Raw genomic sequence first — 19,566 nt, forward strand, 5'->3', positions numbered from 1 at the left:
TCCAGCAGGGCGAGCCGCACCGACGGCTCGAGGGCGCCGCCGAGGAGCGCCGCGGCCTCGGTGACCGCGGGGCCACCCGGTGCGGCGGCGGCCGCGAGGTCGGCTCGCAGCGATTCCACGTACGGCATCAAGTTCATGACACCACTTTGACGTCACGACGACGTCGTGTCAAGCTATCGGGGACATCCCTGAGCCCGCCTAGGTGGCTCCCCCAGCGAAATCTCCGCGTTCGTGTACGCCACGGGGCGGACGTCCGGAACCGCTTCCGCCGACAGACTGAGCCGCGAGAAGCCGACAGAGCGGGAGAGAGACGATGACAGCGACCACCACAGAACCCCTTGCCGCGCGCGCCGACGAGGTCTGGAAGGTCTACGGCACCGGCGAGGCACGGGTCGTCGCGTTGCGCGGGGTGAGCGTGGAGTTCGCCCGCGGGAGATTCACGGCGATCATGGGCCCGTCCGGCAGCGGCAAGTCGACGCTCATGCACTGCCTGGCCGGGCTCGACAGGGTCGACAAGGGCACGGTCCACGTCGGCGGCACCGCGGTGAGCGGGCTCGGCGACAAGGCGCTCACCCGGCTGCGGCGCGACCGGATCGGGTTCATCTTCCAGCAGTTCAACCTGTTGCCGACGCTCAGCGCCGCCGAGAACATCCGGCTGCCGCTCGACATCGCCGGCCGCAAGCCCGATCCGCAGTGGTGGGACGTGGTGATCGACACCGTGGGTCTGCGGGACCGGCTGTCGCACCGGCCGGCCCAGCTCTCCGGCGGCCAGCAGCAGCGGGTGGCGTGCGCGCGGGCGCTGATCGGGCGGCCCGACGTGATCTTCGCCGACGAGCCGACCGGCAACCTCGACTCGCGGTCCGGCGCCGAGGTGCTGTCGTTCTTGCGGGCCAGCGTGCGCGAGCACCACCAGACGATCGTGATGGTCACGCACGACCCGGTCGCGGCGAGCTATGCCGACCGGGTCGTCTTCCTCGCCGACGGTCAGATCGTCGACGAGCTGCACGAGCCGACCGCGGACACCGTGCTCGACACGATGAAGCGGCTGGACACTTACGGCGAGCCGGTGATGCTCTGATGTTCCGCGCCACGCTCAAGAGTCTGCTCGCACGCAAGCTCCGGCTCGTACTCTCCGGGTTGGCAGTTGTCCTGGGGGTGATGTTCGTCGCCGGGTCGTTCGTGCTGACCGACAGCCTCAACCGCACGTTCGACGCGCTCTTCGCCGACGCCTACGAGACCACCGACGTCGGCGTCAGCGCGAAGCCCACGATCGCGGTCTCCGAGATGGAGGGTGAGCAGGTCGACACGCCGCTGCCCGCTTCGGCCCTCGCCACGATCAAAGACGTTCCCGGCGTACGTACGGCAACCGGCCTCGCCGAAGCCGACGGCGCCCGGGTCATCGGCTCCGACGGCAAGGTGCTGACGTCCACCGGCCCGCCCCGGATGGGCGTGGCGTGGACCGGCGAGGACGAGCTCGTGCAGCTCCGCGAGGGCCGGGGCCCCGCCGCGCCGAACGAGATCGCCGTCAACGCCACGGTCGCCGAGGCCGCCGGCATCAAGGTCGGCGACCGGGTGGGGGTGCTCACCCTCCAGCCCAAGAAGGAGTTCACGCTGGTCGGCGTGTGGGGCTACTCCGGCAACCGGGACAGCCTCGGTGGCGTGCAGGAGGTCGCCTTCACCGAGCCGGTCGCGCAGCAGCTCATGCTCGGCCGTACCGGCGTCTACAGCTCCGTGCGCATCCAGGCCGCCGACGGGGTGTCGGCCACCGAGTTGCGTGACCGGGTCGGCGCCGCCCTCGGCACCGGCTACGAGGTCAAGACCGGTCAGCAGCTCGCGGAGGACAACGCCGCGGAGCTGAAGGACGGGCTGGCGTTCTTCGGGCAGATCCTGCTCGGGTTCTCGGCCGTGGCGCTGTTCGTGGGGATCTTCCTGATCCTCAACACGTTCTCGATCGTGGTCGCGCAGCGCACCCGGGAGCTGGCCCTCATGCGGGCGCTGGGCGCGAGCCGCCCGCAGATGATCGGCTCGGTGCTGCTCGAAGCCGTCGTCATCGGCCTGCTCGCCGCGATCCTCGGCCTCGCCGCCGGGTACGGGGTGGGCGCCGGCCTGGGCTATCTGTTCAGCCAGTTCGGGGGCGGCGGCCTGGAGCTCGCGTCGGCGGGCCTGCCGCTGTCCGCGGTGATCTCGGCGTTCACCATCGGCATCCTGGTGACCGTGGTCGCCGCCCTGCTGCCCGCCCTGCGCGCCGCCCGGATCCCCCCGGTCGCCGCGATGCAGGAGGTCGCCACGCCCGACCGTCCGCTGACCCGGATCACCGTGGCGGGCGGCATCGTCACGGCGGCCGGCGCGGCAGCCCTGGGCACGGGACTGTTCGCCGACGCGGGCGGCGCCGATCTCTATCTGATCCTCGGCGGCGTGCTGGTCACGTTCATCGGCGTGGCGCTGCTCACCCCGCTGATCAGCAAGCCCGTCGTGGCCCTGCTCGGCCGCCTGTTCTCGTGGTCGCTGCCGGGGCGCCTCGGCCGGCTCAACTCGGGCCGCAACCCGCGCCGCACCGCGATCACGGCAGCCGCGCTCATGGTCGGCATCGCGCTGGTCACCGGCGTCACCGTGGTCATGCGCTCCGCCCAGGCCAGCCTCGAGACGGAGATCAACCGGGTGCTGCAGGCCGAGATCGTCATCAACGGCGATCAGACCGGCCCGCGCCCGCCGACCTACGACCCGGCCGTCGTGGCCCGGGCCCGCGACATTCCCGGCGTACGGGCGGCAGCCGCCCTCTACGACGACCAGGTCCTCGTCAACGGCACCCGCGACTATGTCACCGCCACGGACGACCTGCCGCAGCTCGCGACCACCTTCGGGCGGTCCATGGCCCCGCTGGGCGCGAGCCAGATCGCCGTGAGCCAGGACACCGCCACCGAGAAGGGCTGGCAGACCGGCAGTAAGGTCACCGTGCAGACCGCGCGGGGCGCGCCCCGGGACTACACGGTCGCGACGGTGTTCCCGGAGGACGCCCTGCCCGGCAGCATCATCCTGCCCGCCGCGGCGATCGCGGAGCTCGGCATCCCGCAGCCGGTCGCCGGCTTCGTGAAGCTGGACGACGGCGTCGCGGTCTCCAGCGTGCTTCCGGCCGTGAAGGCCCTGCTGGCGGACAGCCCCGAGGTCTCCGCCTCCGACGCCGCCGCCTTCATCGACCAGCAGGCCTCGATCTTCGACACGCTCATCACGATGATCCAGATCCTGCTCGCCCTGGCCATCCTCATCGCGGTGCTGGGCGTGGTGAACACCCTGGCCCTGTCCGTCCTCGAACGCACCCGCGAACTGGGCCTCCTCCGCGCCGTCGGCCTCGGCCGCGCCCAGACCATGCGCATGATCACCGTCGAGGCGGTCGTGATCAGCGTCTTCGGCGCCCTCCTCGGCGTCGTCGTGGGCGCCGGCCTGGGCACGGCGGTCACCCGCGCCCTGGAGAGCGACGGCGTCACCGAACTGGTGCTGCCATGGGCCCGAATGGGCACCTACCTCCTGCTCGCCGCCCTGGTCGGCGTGGTCGCGGCGGTGCTCCCGGCCATCCGCGCCGCCCGCCTCAACGTCCTGGGCGCCATCGCCCACGACTGACCCCGGGCACCCGGCCGGCCGCAAGCGGGACCTGCGGCCGGCCGGTCCGCGCAAGCCGGTCCGCCCGAGCCGGTCCGCGCAAGCCTGTGCGCGCCAGCCGATGCCCGCGAGCCTGCCTGCACGTGACGTAGCGCGAGAGCCTGTGCGCGCCTGCCGGTGCGCGCGTGCCGGTGCGCGCCGGCCGAAGCCCGCGAGCCTGCCTGCACGTGACGTTGCGCGAGAGCCTGTGCGCGGGAGCCCGCGTGCGCTTGACGATGCGCGAAAGCCTGTGCACGCGGACGATGGCGCGGCAGCCGATGCGCGCGGGCGGGCAGTTCAGGCGACGGCGAGCGCAGGCAGCGCCCTGGGGCGGGCCCAGGCGGCGCCGGACGTACGCTCAGGCGGTGACGCGGCCGAACGCTCGGCGACGCGCACGAAGAAGACGCGCCTGGAGAACAGGTGGCCGCGGGCGCCGGTAGAGGGTGACCCCAAGCGACGGCCGGCGCCGCAGCTCAAGCGGTCACTACGCCGACGGCGCGGCGCAAGCGGTCACCAGACCGATGGCGCGACACACAGGGGCATGCGGAGCGGAGGCGCGACTTCCGCTCGGTGCCCGCACACGCCAGGGCAAGCGTTGCGCGGCGGCGAAACGGCGTTGCGGCGGCGCGAAACGTCGTTACCTAGCGGCGGCGTGCTGCGGGAGCGCAACACGGCCGCATCCCAAACGCCGTTACGTGCCGCGGCGGAGCGGGGAGCGGTTGCGCGGCGGCGGAACGCCATCTCCTAGCGGCGGCGGGACGCCGTTACGTGGCGGCGCAGCGGGCATCCCCTTGCGTGGCGGCGCAGCGGGCATCCCGTTGCGTAGCGGCGCAGCGGGCATCCCGTTACGTAGCGGCGCAGCGGGCGGCGGGACGCGGCGGCGCGGTGGCGCGGCGGCGGGGGTCAGGCGGTGACCTCGGTGAAGAGGGAGCTCAGGAACGCCACGTCCACGCCGGTCAGGGACTCCCGCAGGTGCACCCCGTCGGTCGGCGGGAGCTCCAGCTCGGCCGGCACCGCGATCACGCGGGCGCCCGAGGCGAGGGCGCTGGCCATGCCGGTCGGGGAGTCCTCGATGGCGACGCACTGGTCGATCGGGACGCCGAGCAGGTCGGCGGCGCGGCGGTAGGGGGCGGGGTCGGGCTTGGGGGCGGAGACCTCGTCGCCGCAGACGACGGCGTTGAAGTTGTCGCGGCCGAGGGTGCCGAGGGCGACCTCGACGAGGCGGCGGCCGGTGGAGGTGACCAGGGCGGTGGGCAGGCCGGCGGCGCGGACGGCGGCCAGCAGCTCCATGGCGCCGGGGCGCCAGACGAGGCCGGCGGCGAAGAGCTCCTCGACGCGGCCCTCGATCCAGGCGACGTCGACGGCCTCGTCGCGGTCGGGCTGGCCCAGGTCGTCGCGCAGGATCTGCATGGAGACGCGCATGCTGCTGCCGACCATGGCCTGCCGGGCGGCCGGGGACAGCGTGCCGCCGGCGCGGGCGGCCAGCTCGTGCAGGGCCACGTCCCAGACCTTCTCGCTGTCGACCAGGGTGCCGTCCATGTCGAAGAGCACCGCGGCCGGATGTGATGTGGTCAGGGTGTGCCTCCCGCGTCGTAGGTCACCCCATTGTCCCCCGCCCGGCGCCGACACGCCGCCGGGTGTGACCGGGCTCAACTCAGGTTGCACGGCTCCAGCGAGTCGTTGTATCCGTTGCTGAAGGCCTGCGTGCGCTGCCTCGCCGTCCCGTGCGCCCCCTCGGCGAACCAGGGCTGGCCCGGATCGTCGCCGACCGCCTCCAGGCCCGCGGCGAGCTCCGACAGGTCGCCGTCCTCCAGCTTCAGGCGGCCCTGCTTCTCCATGTCGCCGATGTAGGCGCCGGCCATGCAGTCGGCCTGCAGCTCCTGCTCGATCGTGAACTGTTTCTGGATGCGCAGGCGGCGCTGGATGGCGTGGGCGTACTCGTGGCCGAGCAGGTAGAAGATGAAGGCGTCGCCGATCTGCCGGAAGGCCTGGAACGCCCAGTCGGAGTCGTAGGCGATGAAGTCGCCGGCCGAGCAGTAGGCCGCGTTGTTGAGGCCGAGCCCCTGCCCGCCGCAGTCCACCTCGCCCTCCGTGTCGTAGGGGATCAGCTCCGCGATCGGCTCGAAGCGCAGGCTCGAGCGCTGGAACTCGGCGTCCCAGTAGACCTCGGCGATCTCGCGGGCGTCGTTGACGTCGGACTCGAACTCCTCGACCGTGTCCGTGCCGTCGACGTCGGGGTCCAGGGTGGTGGTGGCGGTGGCGTCCGGCGCGGCGCGGGGGCGCTCGGCCGCGGGGTCCGACTCGGGCGCGGCGACGCAGCCGAGAGCGGTGACGACCGCGGCGGCCAGGGCCACCGGGACGAGGCGGCGACGGTGCGGCATGGGATGTCCTCCGGGCCGGTGACGGGGGACTTCCACGATACGGAAGGCGTAGTTTGATCAGCGATGCGAGTCGAGGACGTTTTCCCGGAGACAGTGCGGCCCGTGCGCCGGCCGTGGCTGGTGCAGAGCTGGCACGATCTGGCGTTCCTGCACTGGGCGGTGCCACCGGAGACGGTCGCGCCGCTGCTGCCCGCGGGCACCGTGCCCGACACGCTCGGCGGGGTGACGTACGTGGGGCTGATCGGTTTTCGCATGGTCGGCCTCGGGCTGCTGCGCGGGCCGGGGCTGCCCTGGCTGGGCACGTTCTGCGAGACGAACGTCCGGCTCTACAGCGCGGACGGGCAGGGCCGGCGCGCGGTCGTCTTCCGGTCGCTGGACGCCGAGCGGCTGATCCCGGTGCTGGGCGCGCAGGCGGCGCTGCGGCTGCCGTACAAATGGTCGCGCATGCGGGTGCGCAGGGACGGCGATGTCGTCCGCTACACCTGCCGGCGGCGCCCGTCCGGGCCGTCGTCCGATTTTTCGGTACGCGTCGGAGCGCCCCTGCCCGACCCGTCCGCCCTGGAGCACTTCCTCACCGCGCGCTGGGGCCTGCACACGCGCGCGTGGGGCCGGACCGTGCACCTGCCGAACGAGCATCCCCGGTGGCCGTTGCACCGGGCCGAGCTGGTCGATCTGCGCGACGGGCTCGTCGAGGCGGCCGGCCTGCCCGCGCCGGTCCGGCCGCCCGACAGCGTGCTCTACTCCCCCGGGGTTCCCGTCGTCTTCGGAGCGCCCTCCGGCACGTGATCCTGGATGTCGTCGTAGCCGGCCGGGGCGGGCGCCGCACCCGGGGCGTAGATCACCCGGATGACGCCGGTCGGGAACACCTCGGTCGCGGTCACCGTCAGGTGGTAGGGCGCGTCACCCTCGTCGAAGAGCTTGCGTCCCTTGCGGGCGGCGACGGGGTGCACGAGCAGCCTCAGCTCGTCGAGCAGCCCGGCGGCCAGCAGCTGCTGCACCACCGAGATCGAGCCGGGCACGAGGATGCCGCCGGTCTCCGCCTTGAGCGCCGTCACCGCCTCGACCAGGTCGCCGCGCAGCAGCTCGGAGCCGCGCCAGGCGAACTCGAGCGGCTGCCGGGAGACGACGACCTTGCGCAGGTCGCCGAGCTGCTTGGCGAAGGGCGCGTCGTCGCCGCCCGCGGCCTCGCGTTCGGGCCAGGCGCCGGCGAAGCTGTCGTACGTCACCCGGCCGATCAGCAGCGTGTCGGCAGTCGCGTAGTCCTCGGTGACCGCGCGGCCCATGTTCTCGTCGAAGTAGGGGAAGTGCCAGTCGGGGTCGATCTCGGCCACGCCATCGGCCGAGACGAACAGGGTGGAGATCACTTTCGCCATGTCACGAGCTCCTTAGCGGGCCAAGAGGATGTCGGGCCTGGGTGAAACACCGGACGAAGAGGATGCCGAGCTTGGTGAATCAGCGGGCCAGGAGGCTGTCGAGCTTGGTGAAGCTGCTTTCCCAGCCCTGCCGGGCGGGCCCGGACCACTCCGGCGGGTACGGGCCCTGGGTGAGCACGATCCGCGTACGCCCGCCGGGCTCGTCGTGGAACTCGACGCGCAACCGCATCGCCGCCCGCTCGCCCTCGGCGGCCGTCTCCCCGACCAGCAGCTCGTTCTCGACCACCTCGACGAAGGTGGCGTCGACGGGCGACTGCTGCGTGGGATCGTCGTCGCTGACCATCGTGAAGCGCTGCGCGCCGCCGGCCCGCGCGTCGATGGTGACGGTGTCGCGGGGCACGGACCAGCCGACCGGGCCGAACCACTGGGCGAGCTGGTCGGGATCCACGAAGGCCCGGTAGACCAGCGGGCGCGGCGCGTCGAAGATCCGGGTGAGAACCAGATCCGTGTCGCTCATGAAGTCTCCTCGTCGGTTTCCTGCAGGCGGCGCAGATGGGCGTCGAGCCGCCGGAAGCTCTCGTCCCAGAAGCGGCGGTAGCGGTCCATCCACTCGGTCGCCTCGCGCAGCGGCTCCGCCTCGAGGCGGCTCGAGCGCCACTGCGCGGAGCGGCTGCGGCTGATCAGCCCGGCGTGCTCCAGGACCTTCAGGTGCCGGGAGATCGCGGGCAGGCTGATCGCGAACGGCTCCGCCAGCTCTGACACGGTCGCCTCGCCCTCGGCGAGCCGAGCGAGGATGGCCCGGCGGGTCGGGTCGGCGAGCGCCGCGAAGATCAGGCTCAGCCGATCGGTGGCCACTATGTTTAACACCTCGGTTAATTAACGGACGCGTTAAACATAGGGATGCCGGGCGGCGGCGTCAAGGACGGTCACACTCGCGAGGGAATGCGGCGGTGCAGCTCCGCCAGCAGGACGTCCGGGCCCGGGGACATCAGCCCGACGTCGACCACGAAGGCGGGGTGGCCCGCCCGGTGCAGCATCCGCGGCTTGCGCCCGGGGCCGGGCAGCTCCGTGACGGCGTCGAGGCCGGCGGGCGTGATGACCAGCTCGGTGAAGGGCCCCCAGCGGCGCAGCCCGACCGACGCGATCGCCGACCAGGGCATGTGCACGCCGTGCCGCCCGGTGGCGCCGAAGTCGATGCCGAGGACCGAGCTCTTGAGCCAGCCGAGCCTGTTCCAGGCAACCAGCAGCACCAGGCTCGCCGTCACCACGGGCGCGATGAGCAGCAGCTCGGCGATCCAGGGGATGTCGGCAGCCGACGGGTACGTGCCCAGCGCCGCCCGTACGCCCAGATAGACCGCCACGCACCACAGCCAGACGAGCGCGATCACCCAGAGCATGGTCACGAAGACCATGCCACGGGGCTGGAAGAACGTCGTCGCGTCCTCGCCGACCTCGAGCGGGTGATCCTCCACTCCGCCATTATGCGTGAAATGTCCGGCCCGCCACCCGAGAACGGGCGACGGGCCGGAAACGCCGCGCACCGGGCCCGGAGAGCCTCGGGCCGGAAAGCCGGCGGCCCCGCAAGCCGCGAAGCCGACGCCGCCGCAAGCCGCGAGACCGGCGCGGACCGGGGACGGCGGGCGCGAGGGAACTCAGCGCGCCGCGGGCACCTGCGACAGCACGACGGTGTCGTCCTCGTCCACCACGTCGACGACGGCGTCCTCGTCGTCCAGGTCCGCGACGGGCGCGGGCACCCCGGCCGCCACGGGAGCCGGGATCTTGGCCAGCTCGCGGTAGTAGTTCTGCGTCGCCGAGTAGAGCTTGTAGATCAGCAGCAGCTCGAACGCCAGCAGCAGCGCCGAGGCGAGGATCGTCACCGGCAGGACCAGCGAGGTGAGCGGCGCGACGATGAAGACGAACATCTGGAACTCGATGCCGCTGAACAGGTGCGCCCGGATGCGCCGCCGGACGAGGGCCTCGCGCAGCTTCGCGAAGGTGCCGTGCCGCTGCCGGAACTCGGCCTCCGCGGCGCTGACGACCGTGGTGTCGTCGGCGGGAGCCGGCTCGGGCGCGATGCCGGCCTCGAGCCGCGCGGCCTCGATCCGGCGCCGCATGTCGCCCTTGACCTTGCCCATCTGCAGGGCGTTCAGGTAGCGGAACATGTCGAGGAAGATGACCACGCCCGCGAGCCACAGGTACGCGACGTTGTCGGTCTTCGCGTACTGCCCGACCATGAGCGCCACCGCGCAGACCACGACGCGCAGCCGGTCGAAGACGTAGTCGAACCAGGCGCCGAAGAGCGAGCCGTTGCCCTTGAGCCGGGCGATCTTGCCGTCCATGCAGTCCAGCACGAAGCTGAAGTGGAAGACGACCGCGCCGGCGACCAGCCACTTGTAGTCGCCGAGGGCGAAGAACCACGCCGCGATCACGCCGAGCACGAAGGCGCCCGTGGTCACCAGGTTGGGCGTGACCCAGCGCAGCGGGGCGACGAGCCGCACCAGCCGGGCGGCGAGCGGATCGACCAGCAGCACGGTCCACCACGCGTCGCGCTCCTTGTACGTGCGAGTGCGGATCTCGCTCAGCGTGAACCGTTCAGCCATGCCCCAACTCCACCCAGGTGAGCATTTCGTGAATAGAAGACGACACGAATCGTACGAGTCCGCGCAAGCCCCTAGATCAGGTGAACACGAGGAGAACGGCGAGCACCGGGAGGGCGGCCGCCACGAGCCCCCGGCCGGTCGCCCGATGCGCCCTGTTGAGCAGGCACAACAGCCCCGAGGCCAGCCCGGCGGCCACGCCCGCGCGCAGGCCGGCGAGCAGGGCTGTCGCCGTACCGTCGCTGTCAGTCAGGTAGAGCGCGGCGACGCTCAGCGCGGCCGGTGCCGCCACCGCGCCCACTCCCCCGAGGAAGCCGAGCGTCGCCAGGGGCGGGGAGGCCGCCTCGAGGATCGCGTCACCGAAGAATCCCGGCGCCGGGGCGAGCCTGAGCACGTACCCCTGGGTGTCGAAGGCCTCCAGGCCGGGCGCCGCCTCGCCGCGCCGGACCCGCAGCCCGGCCCGCGTCCAGAAGGCCTCCTGCGCCGCCGAGAGCTCCGGCCACGCCAGGGGTACGTCGCGCAGCAGCAGACTGCGTGAGTAGCGCCACGTGCCGTCGGCCGCCCGCACCGCACCGTGGCCGTGCGCCACCGGGGTGACGGCCAGCCCCGACGCCGACAGCACCCAGGCGAGTCGCCGCTCCACGCCCGCCGCCCGGCGCCGCGCGGGGCCCAGCCGCCACAGCAGGGCCACGACAGCCGGAACGGTGACCATGATCACGTACAGGGCGATCGAGCTCCGGCCCATCCTGGCAGTGTGGCTGCTGGGACGCCCGGTGTCCGGCCGATCGGCACATCGGCCGTCCCCCGTGCGTGGGACGGCGGCGGTTGGCTCGCCCCGCCCGCCGTGTCAGGATGCGGCGGACGATGTCTCCCAACCGCAAAGATGATGTCTCCCCACCGCGGAGACGATCTCTCGCACAACCCGAAGACGATTTCTCCCACAACCGCAAACCGGCGCGCAAACGGCCGGGACGGGGGCACGCGTGGACGCCGAGCACGTCGCGGACGACCTGGCCAGGGTGCTGCTGACCGAGGAGCAGATCCTCGCCCGGGTCGGCGAGCTGGCCCGCGAGATCGCCAAGGACTACGAGGGCCGCGACATCGTGCTCATCGGCGTCCTCGGCGGCGCCGCCACCTTCACCGTCGACCTTGCCCGCGCCCTGGACACGCAGGTCGAGATCGGCTGGATGGCACTGCGCTCGTACACGACCAGCAAGCGCAGCTCCGGCTCGGTGCGCCTGCTCAAGGACCTCGACCTCGACATCGAGGGCCGCCACGTCCTCGTCGTCGAGACCGTCGTCGACACCGGCCTGACCATGTCCTGGCTGCTCGGCAACCTGCGCACCCGCCGCCCGGCCTCGCTCGCGGTGTGCGCCCTGCTCCGCAAGCCCGACAGCCCGGCCTTCGACGTCCCGGCCTACGTCGGCTTCGAGGTCCCGCCCGGCCTGATCGTCGGCTACGGCCTCGACTACCGCGCCCGTTACCGCAACCTGCGCTGCGCCGCCATCCTCGCCCCGAGCGCCGTCACGTGACGACGAACCCCTGGCTCGCCGGGCCCTCGCCCACCGGCCGGCTGCCGCGCGAGCGGCTCGAGGAGCGCATCCTCAACCTGCTCAGCTCGCAGAACATGTGCGTGCTCGCCACCGCCGGGCCGGCCGGGCCGCTCGCCACGCCCGTGCGCTACTTCCACCTCGGGTTCACGCTGATGTTCACCGCCGCGGCGGGCACGCCGAAGCTGCGCAACATCGCCGCCGACCCCCGGGTGTCGGTGGGCGTCTTCGCGCCGCTGGTCGGGCAGGCCAGCAGCCGGGGCGCGCAGGTCTTCGGCCGGGCCCGGGTCGTCGAGCCGGGCGAGGCGGCCTTCGAGGAGCACTGGCCGGCCGTGCGCTGGCAGTCCGACCACGTCGAGCGCTCCCGGTCGCTGGACGAGCCGCCGCTCGGCCCACTGGTGTTAATCCCCGCCGAGCGCGTCGTCTACACCGAGCACTGGCTGCGCCGCGACGGGTTCGCTCCGCGGCAGTTCTGGGCTCAGAGCTCCTCCTCGCCCAGCAGGTCCTGAGGGCGGAACCGGACGATCCACGCCTCGACGTCCGTCTTGCGCCAGACCTTGCCCATGGCCAGCTCGTCGTACGGCTCGGGAAAGTCGGTGCCCGTGACGAGCTGCTGGACCCGCTGACGGCTCACACCGAGCCGCTCCTCGATCTCCCGCGCACCCATCAGGAACTTTCCCATACGCAACGATGCTTCCAAACTCGCTGTGGTCAGCCGACTATCGCCAGTCGTACCGTTCGACCGGAAGCGTAGGCAAATCGCCCGTTTCACCTTCGCCGGCATCCGGGGAGGCGCGGCGCGGCCGCGCGGTGGGATCCGATCGCGGCACGTAGGCTGGCGGAGTATCGAGGTACGAAAGGTTGGCACCGTGACAGAGTTCGACGGCCTACCCCTGCTGCGCTCCCCCGTGGCGATCGCCGCCTTCGAAGGGTGGAACGACGCCGCCGACGCGTCGACGGCCGCGGTGGAGCACCTCGAGCAGGTGTGGCAGGCCCGCGAGATCACCACCATCGACCCGGAGGAGTTCTACGACTTCCAGGTCAGCAGGCCGACCACGACCATGGCCGACGGCGAGACGCGCAAGATCGAGTGGCCCACCACCCGGTTCAGCGTGGCCAGCCCGCCCGGCACCGAGCGTGACGTCGTCCTGATCCGGGGCATCGAGCCGAGCATGAAGTGGCGCACCTTCTGCGAGCAGATCCTCGAGGTCTGCCACAGCCTGGAGGTGGACCGCGTCATCCTGCTCGGGGCGCTGCTCGCGGACGTTCCCTACACGCGGCCCCTGCCGATCAGCGGCAGCGCAAGCAAGGAGGGGCTGGCGGAGAAGTACAAACTGGCGCTCACCCGCTACGAGGGACCGACCGGCATCGTCGGCGTCCTGCAGGAGGCGGCGAACCACGCCGACCTGGAGGCGCTGTCGTTCTGGGTGCACGTCCCGCACTACGCGAACAACCCGCCCTGCCCCAAGGCGACGCTGGCCCTGCTCAGCCGCCTGGAGGACGTGCTCGACCTGCCCGTGCCCCTGGCCGACCTGGCCGAGGAGTCCGACGAGTGGGAGAAGCGCGTGCGCGCGGCCGCCGAGCAGGACGCGGAGCTCGGCGAGTACGTGCGGGAGCTGGAGGAACGCGTCGGCGACGAGGGCATCACCCCGCTCACCGGCGACGAGATCGCCAGCGAGTTCGAGAAGTACCTGCGCCGCCGGGGCGGCTCGGCCGGCCCGACCGCCGGCTCCTGGTAAGCCTTCGCGACGGCCGGGCCCGGCGGCTCGGCCATCGTGAAACAGGCGTTCGTGACGGCCGGGCCCGGCGGGGGCCGGCCGTCACGGAGGCGTTCACAGCGCGGGCACCGGCCCGCGGATCATCCGCCGGGTGGTGCCCAGCAGCGCCGCGCCGGTCAGGGTCACGGCCACCCCGGCGATCAGCAGGGAGGGCCAGGGCGACGGCTGCGGCCACACCACGCCCGTACGCGCGAGGGCGAACGGCACGATCGTGCACAGCGCCGCGACCGACCCGGCTGTCACGCCCGTGATCGTCGCCACCGCCCCCTCGGCGGCCACCCGTGCCGTCACCTGACCGCGCGTTGCCCCCGCCAGCCGCAGCTGCGCGAACTCGCGCCGCCGGCCCGCGGTCGCCGCGATCAGCGTGTTCACCAGCATCACGGCGAGGAACAGCGTGATCATGCCCACCACGGTGTAGTTGAGCGTCTGCACGTCCGCGGCGTAGTCCGGCACGATCGTCCCCGCCGCCGCCCGGTCCTCGGTCTCCTGCATGATCACCGTGCCCGTGGCGATGCCGCTGAACAGCGTCACGGGCAGCACAGCAGCCGCCGGCACCCGCCTCCTGCGCAGCACCTCCGGGGCGAGCAGGGCGAGGCCGATCGACGCCCAGATGCCCGCCTGCCCCGCGGTCTGCATCGCGTCGATGCCCTTGCCCCGCATCACGGTGGCGGTCACCACACCACAGCTCACGCCCGCCGCCAGAAACACCCCGGCAGCGATCCGCCGGGCGCGGGGCCGCTCTTTCGACACCCCTTCCCGGGTACGCCGCTCCGCCGCGACCGCCGCGATCGACGACCCCAGGAGCGTCACGCCGAAGCCGGCGCCGAGCGCGATCGGCCCGAACACGTACCCCACCGGCTCGGCCACCTGTCCCGTGCCGTGCAGCAGCGCGAGCAGCAGGCGCCCGAGCAGCAGCCCGAACGGCACCGCGACGGCCGCCGCGACCAGCGCCACGAGCACCGCCTCGCCGACGACCATGCGGCGGACCTGCCCCCGGGTGGCGCCGGTGCGGCGCAGCAGCGCGACCTCCTCCGCCCGCTGCCGTACCGACAGACTCATGGTCGCCGTGACTGCGAAGACGACGATCACCAGGCACCAGCCGCCCGCGACCGACGCCGTCGTAACCAATGACTCCGCGCTGGCCGCATCCGCGCCCTGGGCGGTGTCCAGCAGCGCCGCGAAGGCGGTGAGCAGCGTCGCCCCCAGCAGGGCGGACAGGAACGTGGCGACGAACCGGCCCGGCCGGTGCCGGACGCCTCGCCAGGCGACGGTGATCATGCCACGACCTCCAGCGCCCGGCCGCGGACGGCGTCGCCCAGATGCGTGAGCCGGGCGGCGACGGCGTCCGCGGTGGGCGCCCGCAGCTCGCCGGCCAGCCGGCCGTCCGCCAGGAACACCACGGCGTCCGACGCGGCGGCCGCCACCGGGTCGTGGGTGACCATCACGACCGTACGGCCGAAGTCCCGCACCGTCGCCCGCAGCAGCCCCAGCACGTCCCGGGCACTGCGCAAGTCGAGGGCGCCGGTCGGCTCGTCGGCGAAGATCACGTCCGGCCCCGCCACGAGCGCCCGGGCGATCGCCACCCGCTGCCGTTGCCCGCCGGAGAGCCGCTCGGGCAGGTCGTCCAGCCGGTCCGTGAGCCCCAGCTGCTCCGCCGTGTCCCGGAGCAGGGCGCGGTCGGGGCGGCGCCGGGCCAGCCTGAGGGGCAGCTCGATGTTCTGGGCCACGGTCAGCGCCGGCAACAGGTTGTAGTCCTGGAACACGAAGCCCGCGCGGCGGCGGCGGAGCTTCGTGCGTACGGTGTCGTTGGCGGTGGTGATCTCGGTGCCGGCCAGGAACACCCGCCCGGCCGCCGGCACGTCCAGCCCCGCGGCACAGCGCAGCAGCGTGGACTTGCCGGATCCCGACGGCCCCATGACCGCGGTGAACGTGCCCGCGGCGAAGGCGGCGGTCACCCCGTCGAGCGCGGTCACGGCGGCCCCGGTGCCCCGGCCGGCATAGGTCTGGTACAGCTCCTCCACCCGTACGGCGTCGGTCATCGCTCTGTCCCCCTCGTGTCGATGCTGTACACCGTACGAAGCCCACAGTGGAGGAGGCAGTGGTGCCAGCACCCCTTTGCTAGCCTCAGTGCACTAGTACACCGGAGGTCGAGAGTGTCCGCCTACCGGCGCATCGCCGACGAGATCGCCGCCCGGATCGCGGCCGGGACGCTGCGCCCGGGCGACCGCGTGCCGTCCACCAGGGACATCGTCGCGCAGCACGGCGTCGCCATGGCCACCGCGACCAAGACGCTGGCGTGGCTGCGCGAGCAGGGACTGGTCCGCGCGGTGCCCGGCGTCGGCACCGTGGTGCTCCCCGTCGCCCCCGCACCCCGCGCCCGCAGGCCCGCGGCCCGGCAGGACGTCATCGACACGGCGATCCGGGTCGCCGACGCGGAGGGCCTGGCCGGGCTGTCGATGCGGCGCGTCGCCACCGAGGCGGGGCTGCCGACGATGTCGCTCTACCGGCACGTCGCCGACAAGGAAGAGCTGCTGCTGCTCATGATGGAACGCGTCTTCGCCGCGAACCCGCCGCCCCCGCTCACCCCGGCGCGGGACGGCTGGCGGGCGTGCGTGGCGGCGGGGGCCCGGCTGCAGTGGGCCATGTACCGGCGGCACCGGTGGCTCGCCGAGGCAGTCTCCTTCACCCGGCCGCTGCCCGCGCGGCACGCGATGGCCCACACCGAGTACACGATGCGGGCCCTGGCGGGGCTCGACCCCGACACCCGGTTCCGGGCGGCGGTCATGATCGCCAATCACGTACGCGGCACCGCGGTCAGCCTCGGCGCGGAAGCCCAGGCCCGGCACGACACCGGCCTCACCGACCACCAGTGGATGCTCACCCAGCACGAGCGCTTCACGGCGGCGCTGGCCGGGGCCGGCCTGCCGCTGATGGCGGACTATCTCACCCGGCCGGGCGCGGAGTTCGACCTCGACGTGCTCTTCGGCTTCGGACTGGACCGCCTGCTGGACGGGCTGGCCCGGCTAGCGCCAGAAGACGGCGACCGCGGCGTTGATCAGCGTGAGGGCGATGATGCCGATGAAGTGACCGCGGGCGACGTTCTCCCGCTTCTTGCGCCACGGGATGAACACCATGATGAAGATCAGGACGCCGATCACGCCCTTGACGGCGAGCTTGGCCGGGTCGGGCTCGTTGTCGCCGCCGCCGCGCAGGGGCGCCGCGAGCCCGAGGCCGGTGACGACCTGGATGATCGAGCCCCACAGCATGGCCTGATTGATCCGCAGCTTGCCGGTGACGAACTGCGCGATCCCGCCGCCGAGCAGCAGCGCGAACCCGATCAGGTGAAGGTAGAGCAAGATCAACCGGAGAGCTTCCATGGCCGCAGAGCCTAGCGGCCCCGGTTTCCCCCGAACGCCGGGGCCACTTCCCAAGGCTGGTTTCCCACGAACCCCGGGCCCCTTCTCGAGGGCCGGTTTGCCAGGTACGCCGGGCCACTTCTCGAGGGCCGGTGCTCAGGGGCGCCGCGGCCAGGGTGCTCGCTGCGCGGGGACCCGCCGGCGCAGCGCTCCGGGCCACCCGTCCCGCCGGCGGCCCCGGCAGAGGGCGGGGTCCCGCGGGCGCCCGGCGACGGCGGCCAGCCGGTCGATCATCCTGGTCGACAGGTGACTCCGGTAGACCGGCCTCAGGAGCTCCGCGTGCGCGACGTCCAGCCTCAGCATGCCCCGATCCTGCCCGCTCGGCGCCCCGTTGGTCGATCGATATTCGGCGTGTCACTCGACCTCGGCACACCCTTTGGCGCATCCTAGGAACCTAGTGTGAAGGAGGTCGCGGCATGACGATCAACCCCGGCGCCGCGGAGTTCCCCCACCGGCAGATCTCGAACCAGCTCAAGGAGCGGGTCCGCCGCGGCGACTGGCAGCCCGGTGAGCGCCTGCCGTCGATCCCGGCCATGGCGGAGATGTTCGGCGTGGCGAAGCAGACCGTTCAGCGCGCCGTGGACCAGCTTCGGGTCGAGGGCATCCTGATCACCAAGCCGGGCTCCGGCACGTACGTCCGCGGCACCCGCCGCCGGCTCAACCGGCTCTCCCGCGGCCGCTACGGCGTGCACCGCGGCTACCACGCCGACCTGGCCGCCCGCTACAGCCAGCGCCTGACCGCGGTCGGCCGCGAGCCCGCCCCGGCCGAGGTCGCCGACGCCTTCGGGGTCCGCGACGGCACCGAACTCCTGGTCCGCCGGCACATCGTCCGCACCGACGACGCCACCGTCGAGGTCGGCGCCTCGTGGTTCCGCGTGACGGACGCCTCCGGCACCTCGCTCGAACGCCTCGAGGCCTACGGCCGCCCCCTCTACCAGGAGGCCGAGGAGGCGATCGGCCGCCGCTACGCCTCGGCGACCGACACGATCAGCGCCCGCCAGCCGAGCCGCGAGGAGGCGGAGATCCTGCAGATCCGCCCGGACACGCCGGTGCTGCACCTGCTCCACGTCGCCTTCGACGAGACCCGCAAGCCGATCGAGGTCGCCCAGGCCACCTGGCCGGGCCCGATGACGACACTCACCGAGGAGTACCGCATCCCGGCGCCCACGCCCGACCCCGACCCGGACCCCGGCCTGAGCCTCGCCTGACAGACCGGCTCCACCGCCCGGCCCACGCCGGACGCACAATCCGGGTCCCCGCGCGCCGCGCCCCGGCCCGCGCCCGCGCGCGGTGGGTAGCGACGGTGGAGCAAGCTCAGTCGCGCCCGCGGCGAGCACTCCCGGCCGCGCGACACGAAGACCCTGGCTCACGCACGACAGGCAAGCCCGGCCCGCACGACAGGCAAGCTAGCCCGCACGTGGTGAGCGAGCCCGGCCCGCACGTGGTGAGCGAACCCGGCCCGCGAGCGCGGCTCGCGCGGGACCGTGGAAGGGCTCAGCCTCAGAGGCGCACGCCGAGCAGGGCGTCGACCGTCTTCGCCATCAGGGCGGGGGCGGCCGCGTCGTCGCCCGCGCCGGCGGTGGCGGCGTCGGCCCAGGCGTCGACCAGGGCCAGCGCGGCCGGGGTGTCGAGGTCGTGGCCCAGTGCCTCGCGGACGGCGGCGAGCAAGCCCTCGCCCGACGGGCCGGCCGGCGCCGCGGCGGCCGCGCGCCAGCGGGCGAGGCGCTTCTCGCCCTCCTTGAGGACGTCGTCGGTCCAGGAGCGGTCGGTGCGGTAGTGGCCGGACATGAGGCCGAGGCGCACGGCCATCGGGTCGACGCCGTCGCCGCGGAGGCGGGAGACGAAGACCAGGTTGCCCTTGGACTTCGACATCTTCTCGCCGTCGAGGCCGATCATGCCCGCGTGGACGTAGTGGCTCGCGAACGGCGCGTCGCCGGTGAGGCGCTCGGCGTGGGCGGCGGAGCACTCGTGGTGCGGGAAGAGCAGGTCGCTGCCGCCGCCCTGGACGTCGATGGTGGTGCCGAGCAGGCCGAGGGCGATGGTGGCGCACTCGATGTGCCAGCCGGGGCGGCCGGGGCCGAGGTCGCCGCCGTCCCACGCGGGCTCGCCGTCGCGGGCGCCGCGCCACAGGAGCGGGTCGAGGGGGTCGCGCTTGCCCGGGCGCTCGGGGTCGCCGCCGCGCTCGGCGGACAGGACGAGCATCTCCTCGCGGGAGAGGTTGGACTCGTAGCCGAAGCGCGGCGCCGCGGCGAGGTCGAAGTAGACGTCGCCGGTGCCGTCCTCCAGCGCGTAGGCCGCGCCGTCCGCCATCAGCTCGCGGACGTGGCCGGCGATGCGCGGGATCGACTCGACCGCGCCGACGTAGTGCGCCGGCGGGATCATGCGCAGCGCCTCCATGTCCTCGCGGAACAGGGCGGTCTCGCGCATGGCGAGCACGATCCAGTCCTCGCCGTCACGATTGGCGCGCTCGAGCAGGGGGTCGTCGATGTCCGTGACGTTCTGCACATAGGTCACGGGGACGCCGGCGTCCCGCCACAGCCGCTGGACCAGGTCGAAGGTGATCATCGTGGCGGCGTGCCCGAGGTGCGTCGCGTCGTACGGCGTGATGCCGCACACGTACATCGTCGCGGTCTCGCCCGGAGCGGTCGGGGCGACCTCGCGGCGGGCCGAGTCGAACAGCTCCGGCAGGGCCCCGCGGCCCGGCAGCGACGGCACCTCGTGCCCGGTCCAAGCATCCATGCGCAGAAGCCTATCCAGCCCGCCGCACCTGAGCCGGACGACGTGAGTAAAGCCTCAGCCCGCGAGCCGCACGACGTCGACGAAGCCGCAGACCGCAAA

Annotated in this window: 21 protein-coding genes and 1 pseudogene; 8 read left to right on the forward strand and 14 right to left on the reverse strand. The window is 72.9% G+C overall.

Features of this window, described 5'->3' with window-relative positions; all coding sequences use genetic code 11:
* The first annotated feature begins 313 nt into the window (after window positions 1–313).
* Together RBH18_RS35790 and RBH18_RS35795 are read left to right on the forward strand one after the other, a co-directional pair.
* Entirely contained in the window at window positions 314–1,078 is a 765-nt protein-coding gene (locus tag RBH18_RS35790) for an ABC transporter ATP-binding protein (protein ID WP_306214931.1), read from the forward strand.
* A complete protein-coding gene (locus RBH18_RS35795; RefSeq protein ID WP_306214932.1) occupies window positions 1,078–3,615 on the forward strand; it encodes an ABC transporter permease in 2,538 nt (845 codons plus the stop codon). The genes RBH18_RS35790 and RBH18_RS35795 overlap by 1 nt, the downstream gene beginning before the upstream one ends.
* A gap of 921 nt (window positions 3,616–4,536) precedes the next feature.
* On the opposite strand, the gene RBH18_RS35800 is transcribed toward RBH18_RS35795, so the two are convergent.
* Both RBH18_RS35800 and RBH18_RS35805 read right to left on the reverse strand, forming a co-directional pair.
* Window positions 4,537–5,184 (reverse strand): HAD family hydrolase, encoded by a 648-nt coding sequence (locus RBH18_RS35800; protein ID WP_306214933.1) that lies wholly within the window; start codon window positions 5,182–5,184, stop codon window positions 4,537–4,539.
* Between the two features lie 98 nt (window positions 5,185–5,282).
* On the reverse strand, window positions 5,283–6,014 hold the full coding sequence (locus RBH18_RS35805) for a neutral zinc metallopeptidase (protein WP_306214934.1): 732 nt from the start codon (window positions 6,012–6,014) through the stop codon (window positions 5,283–5,285).
* Between the two features lie 63 nt (window positions 6,015–6,077).
* Between RBH18_RS35805 and RBH18_RS35810 the strand changes: the two genes are divergently transcribed.
* Entirely contained in the window at window positions 6,078–6,800 is a 723-nt protein-coding gene (locus tag RBH18_RS35810; protein WP_306214935.1) for a YqjF family protein, read from the forward strand.
* Here RBH18_RS35810 and RBH18_RS35815 read toward each other — a convergent pair.
* The 6 genes from RBH18_RS35815 to RBH18_RS35840 form a co-directional block, all read right to left on the reverse strand.
* Window positions 6,752–7,387 (reverse strand): dihydrofolate reductase family protein, encoded by a 636-nt coding sequence (locus RBH18_RS35815; protein ID WP_306214936.1) that lies wholly within the window; start codon window positions 7,385–7,387, stop codon window positions 6,752–6,754. The genes RBH18_RS35810 and RBH18_RS35815 overlap by 49 nt on opposite strands.
* A 79-nt stretch (window positions 7,388–7,466) precedes the next feature.
* Window positions 7,467–7,904, reverse strand: a complete 438-nt coding sequence (locus RBH18_RS35820) for an SRPBCC family protein (RefSeq protein ID WP_306214937.1) — start codon at window positions 7,902–7,904, stop codon at window positions 7,467–7,469.
* Window positions 7,901–8,242, reverse strand: a complete 342-nt coding sequence (locus tag RBH18_RS35825) for an ArsR/SmtB family transcription factor (protein WP_306214938.1) — start codon at window positions 8,240–8,242, stop codon at window positions 7,901–7,903. Before RBH18_RS35825 ends, RBH18_RS35820 begins: the two co-directional genes overlap by 4 nt.
* 71 nt (window positions 8,243–8,313) lie before the next feature.
* A complete protein-coding gene (locus tag RBH18_RS35830) occupies window positions 8,314–8,859 on the reverse strand; it encodes a hypothetical protein (RefSeq protein ID WP_306214939.1) in 546 nt (181 codons plus the stop codon).
* Between the two features lie 180 nt (window positions 8,860–9,039).
* Window positions 9,040–9,987, reverse strand: a complete 948-nt coding sequence (locus RBH18_RS35835; RefSeq protein ID WP_306214940.1) for a CDP-alcohol phosphatidyltransferase family protein — start codon at window positions 9,985–9,987, stop codon at window positions 9,040–9,042.
* A gap of 76 nt (window positions 9,988–10,063) precedes the next feature.
* Entirely contained in the window at window positions 10,064–10,729 is a 666-nt protein-coding gene (locus RBH18_RS35840) for a hypothetical protein (protein WP_306214941.1), read from the reverse strand.
* Between the two features lie 238 nt (window positions 10,730–10,967).
* On the opposite strand from RBH18_RS35840, the gene hpt reads away from it, so the two are divergent.
* Both hpt and RBH18_RS35850 read left to right on the forward strand, forming a co-directional pair.
* Window positions 10,968–11,516: a hypoxanthine phosphoribosyltransferase gene (hpt, locus tag RBH18_RS35845; protein ID WP_306214942.1), complete on the forward strand. Its 549-nt coding sequence runs from the start codon at window positions 10,968–10,970 to the stop codon at window positions 11,514–11,516.
* Window positions 11,513–12,043, forward strand: a complete 531-nt coding sequence (locus RBH18_RS35850; protein WP_306214943.1) for a pyridoxamine 5'-phosphate oxidase family protein — start codon at window positions 11,513–11,515, stop codon at window positions 12,041–12,043. Before hpt ends, RBH18_RS35850 begins: the two co-directional genes overlap by 4 nt.
* Here RBH18_RS35850 and RBH18_RS35855 read toward each other — a convergent pair.
* A complete protein-coding gene (locus RBH18_RS35855; protein ID WP_306214944.1) occupies window positions 12,013–12,216 on the reverse strand; it encodes a helix-turn-helix transcriptional regulator in 204 nt (67 codons plus the stop codon). The genes RBH18_RS35850 and RBH18_RS35855 overlap by 31 nt on opposite strands.
* Before the next feature lie 187 nt (window positions 12,217–12,403).
* Between RBH18_RS35855 and RBH18_RS35860 the strand changes: the two genes are divergently transcribed.
* Window positions 12,404–13,273, forward strand: coding sequence for a PAC2 family protein (locus RBH18_RS35860; RefSeq protein WP_306214945.1), 870 nt, complete (start codon window positions 12,404–12,406; stop codon window positions 13,271–13,273).
* A gap of 93 nt (window positions 13,274–13,366) precedes the next feature.
* Here RBH18_RS35860 and RBH18_RS35865 read toward each other — a convergent pair whose 3' ends face one another.
* Both RBH18_RS35865 and RBH18_RS35870 read right to left on the reverse strand, forming a co-directional pair.
* Complete coding sequence (locus RBH18_RS35865) at window positions 13,367–14,590, reverse strand: FtsX-like permease family protein (protein WP_306214946.1); 1,224 nt, start codon at window positions 14,588–14,590, stop codon at window positions 13,367–13,369.
* Complete coding sequence (locus RBH18_RS35870; RefSeq protein ID WP_306214947.1) at window positions 14,587–15,351, reverse strand: ABC transporter ATP-binding protein; 765 nt, start codon at window positions 15,349–15,351, stop codon at window positions 14,587–14,589. The genes RBH18_RS35865 and RBH18_RS35870 overlap by 4 nt, the downstream gene beginning before the upstream one ends.
* A 21-nt stretch (window positions 15,352–15,372) precedes the next feature.
* Here RBH18_RS35870 and RBH18_RS35875 point away from each other — a divergent pair.
* A pseudogene (locus tag RBH18_RS35875) lies at window positions 15,373–16,323 on the forward strand (TetR/AcrR family transcriptional regulator C-terminal domain-containing protein); the annotation flags it as partial.
* A gap of 12 nt (window positions 16,324–16,335) precedes the next feature.
* On the opposite strand, the gene RBH18_RS35880 reads toward RBH18_RS35875, so the two are convergent.
* Window positions 16,336–16,689, reverse strand: coding sequence for a hypothetical protein (locus tag RBH18_RS35880; protein ID WP_306214951.1), 354 nt, complete (start codon window positions 16,687–16,689; stop codon window positions 16,336–16,338).
* A 135-nt stretch (window positions 16,690–16,824) separates the two neighbouring features.
* Window positions 16,825–17,031: a hypothetical protein gene (locus tag RBH18_RS35885; protein WP_306214948.1), complete on the reverse strand. Its 207-nt coding sequence runs from the start codon at window positions 17,029–17,031 to the stop codon at window positions 16,825–16,827.
* Window positions 17,032–17,144: 113 nt separating this feature from the next.
* Between RBH18_RS35885 and RBH18_RS35890 the strand changes: the two genes are divergently transcribed.
* Complete coding sequence (locus tag RBH18_RS35890; RefSeq protein WP_306214949.1) at window positions 17,145–17,936, forward strand: GntR family transcriptional regulator; 792 nt, start codon at window positions 17,145–17,147, stop codon at window positions 17,934–17,936.
* Window positions 17,937–18,228: 292 nt separating this feature from the next.
* Here the strand turns inward: RBH18_RS35890 and mshC are convergent, their stop codons facing one another.
* Window positions 18,229–19,467, reverse strand: coding sequence for a cysteine--1-D-myo-inosityl 2-amino-2-deoxy-alpha-D-glucopyranoside ligase (mshC, locus tag RBH18_RS35895; RefSeq protein WP_306214950.1), 1,239 nt, complete (start codon window positions 19,465–19,467; stop codon window positions 18,229–18,231).
* Window positions 19,468–19,566: the final 99 nt, after the last annotated feature.

This window comes from Actinoplanes oryzae (genome assembly GCF_030757795.1).
GTDB lineage: Bacteria > Actinomycetota > Actinomycetes > Mycobacteriales > Micromonosporaceae > Actinoplanes.

Coding starts and splice junctions, on each gene's coding strand:
- RBH18_RS35790 (WP_306214931.1), top strand. CDS start 314: ATGACAGCGACCACCACAGAACCCCTTGCCGCGCGCGCCGACGAGGTC.
- RBH18_RS35795 (WP_306214932.1), top strand. CDS start 1,078: ATGTTCCGCGCCACGCTCAAGAGTCTGCTCGCACGCAAGCTCCGGCTC.
- RBH18_RS35805 (WP_306214934.1), bottom strand. CDS start 6,014: ATGCCGCACCGTCGCCGCCTCGTCCCGGTGGCCCTGGCCGCCGCGGTC.
- RBH18_RS35810 (WP_306214935.1), top strand. CDS start 6,078: ATGCGAGTCGAGGACGTTTTCCCGGAGACAGTGCGGCCCGTGCGCCGG.
- RBH18_RS35815 (WP_306214936.1), bottom strand. CDS start 7,387: ATGGCGAAAGTGATCTCCACCCTGTTCGTCTCGGCCGATGGCGTGGCC.
- RBH18_RS35820 (WP_306214937.1), bottom strand. CDS start 7,904: ATGAGCGACACGGATCTGGTTCTCACCCGGATCTTCGACGCGCCGCGC.
- RBH18_RS35835 (WP_306214940.1), bottom strand. CDS start 9,987: ATGGCTGAACGGTTCACGCTGAGCGAGATCCGCACTCGCACGTACAAG.
- RBH18_RS35840 (WP_306214941.1), bottom strand. CDS start 10,729: ATGGGCCGGAGCTCGATCGCCCTGTACGTGATCATGGTCACCGTTCCG.
- RBH18_RS35855 (WP_306214944.1), bottom strand. CDS start 12,216: ATGGGAAAGTTCCTGATGGGTGCGCGGGAGATCGAGGAGCGGCTCGGT.
- RBH18_RS35865 (WP_306214946.1), bottom strand. CDS start 14,590: ATGATCACCGTCGCCTGGCGAGGCGTCCGGCACCGGCCGGGCCGGTTC.
- RBH18_RS35870 (WP_306214947.1), bottom strand. CDS start 15,351: ATGACCGACGCCGTACGGGTGGAGGAGCTGTACCAGACCTATGCCGGC.
- RBH18_RS35880 (WP_306214951.1), bottom strand. CDS start 16,689: ATGGAAGCTCTCCGGTTGATCTTGCTCTACCTTCACCTGATCGGGTTC.
- RBH18_RS35885 (WP_306214948.1), bottom strand. CDS start 17,031: ATGCTGAGGCTGGACGTCGCGCACGCGGAGCTCCTGAGGCCGGTCTAC.
- RBH18_RS35890 (WP_306214949.1), top strand. CDS start 17,145: ATGACGATCAACCCCGGCGCCGCGGAGTTCCCCCACCGGCAGATCTCG.
- mshC (WP_306214950.1), bottom strand. CDS start 19,467: ATGGATGCTTGGACCGGGCACGAGGTGCCGTCGCTGCCGGGCCGCGGG.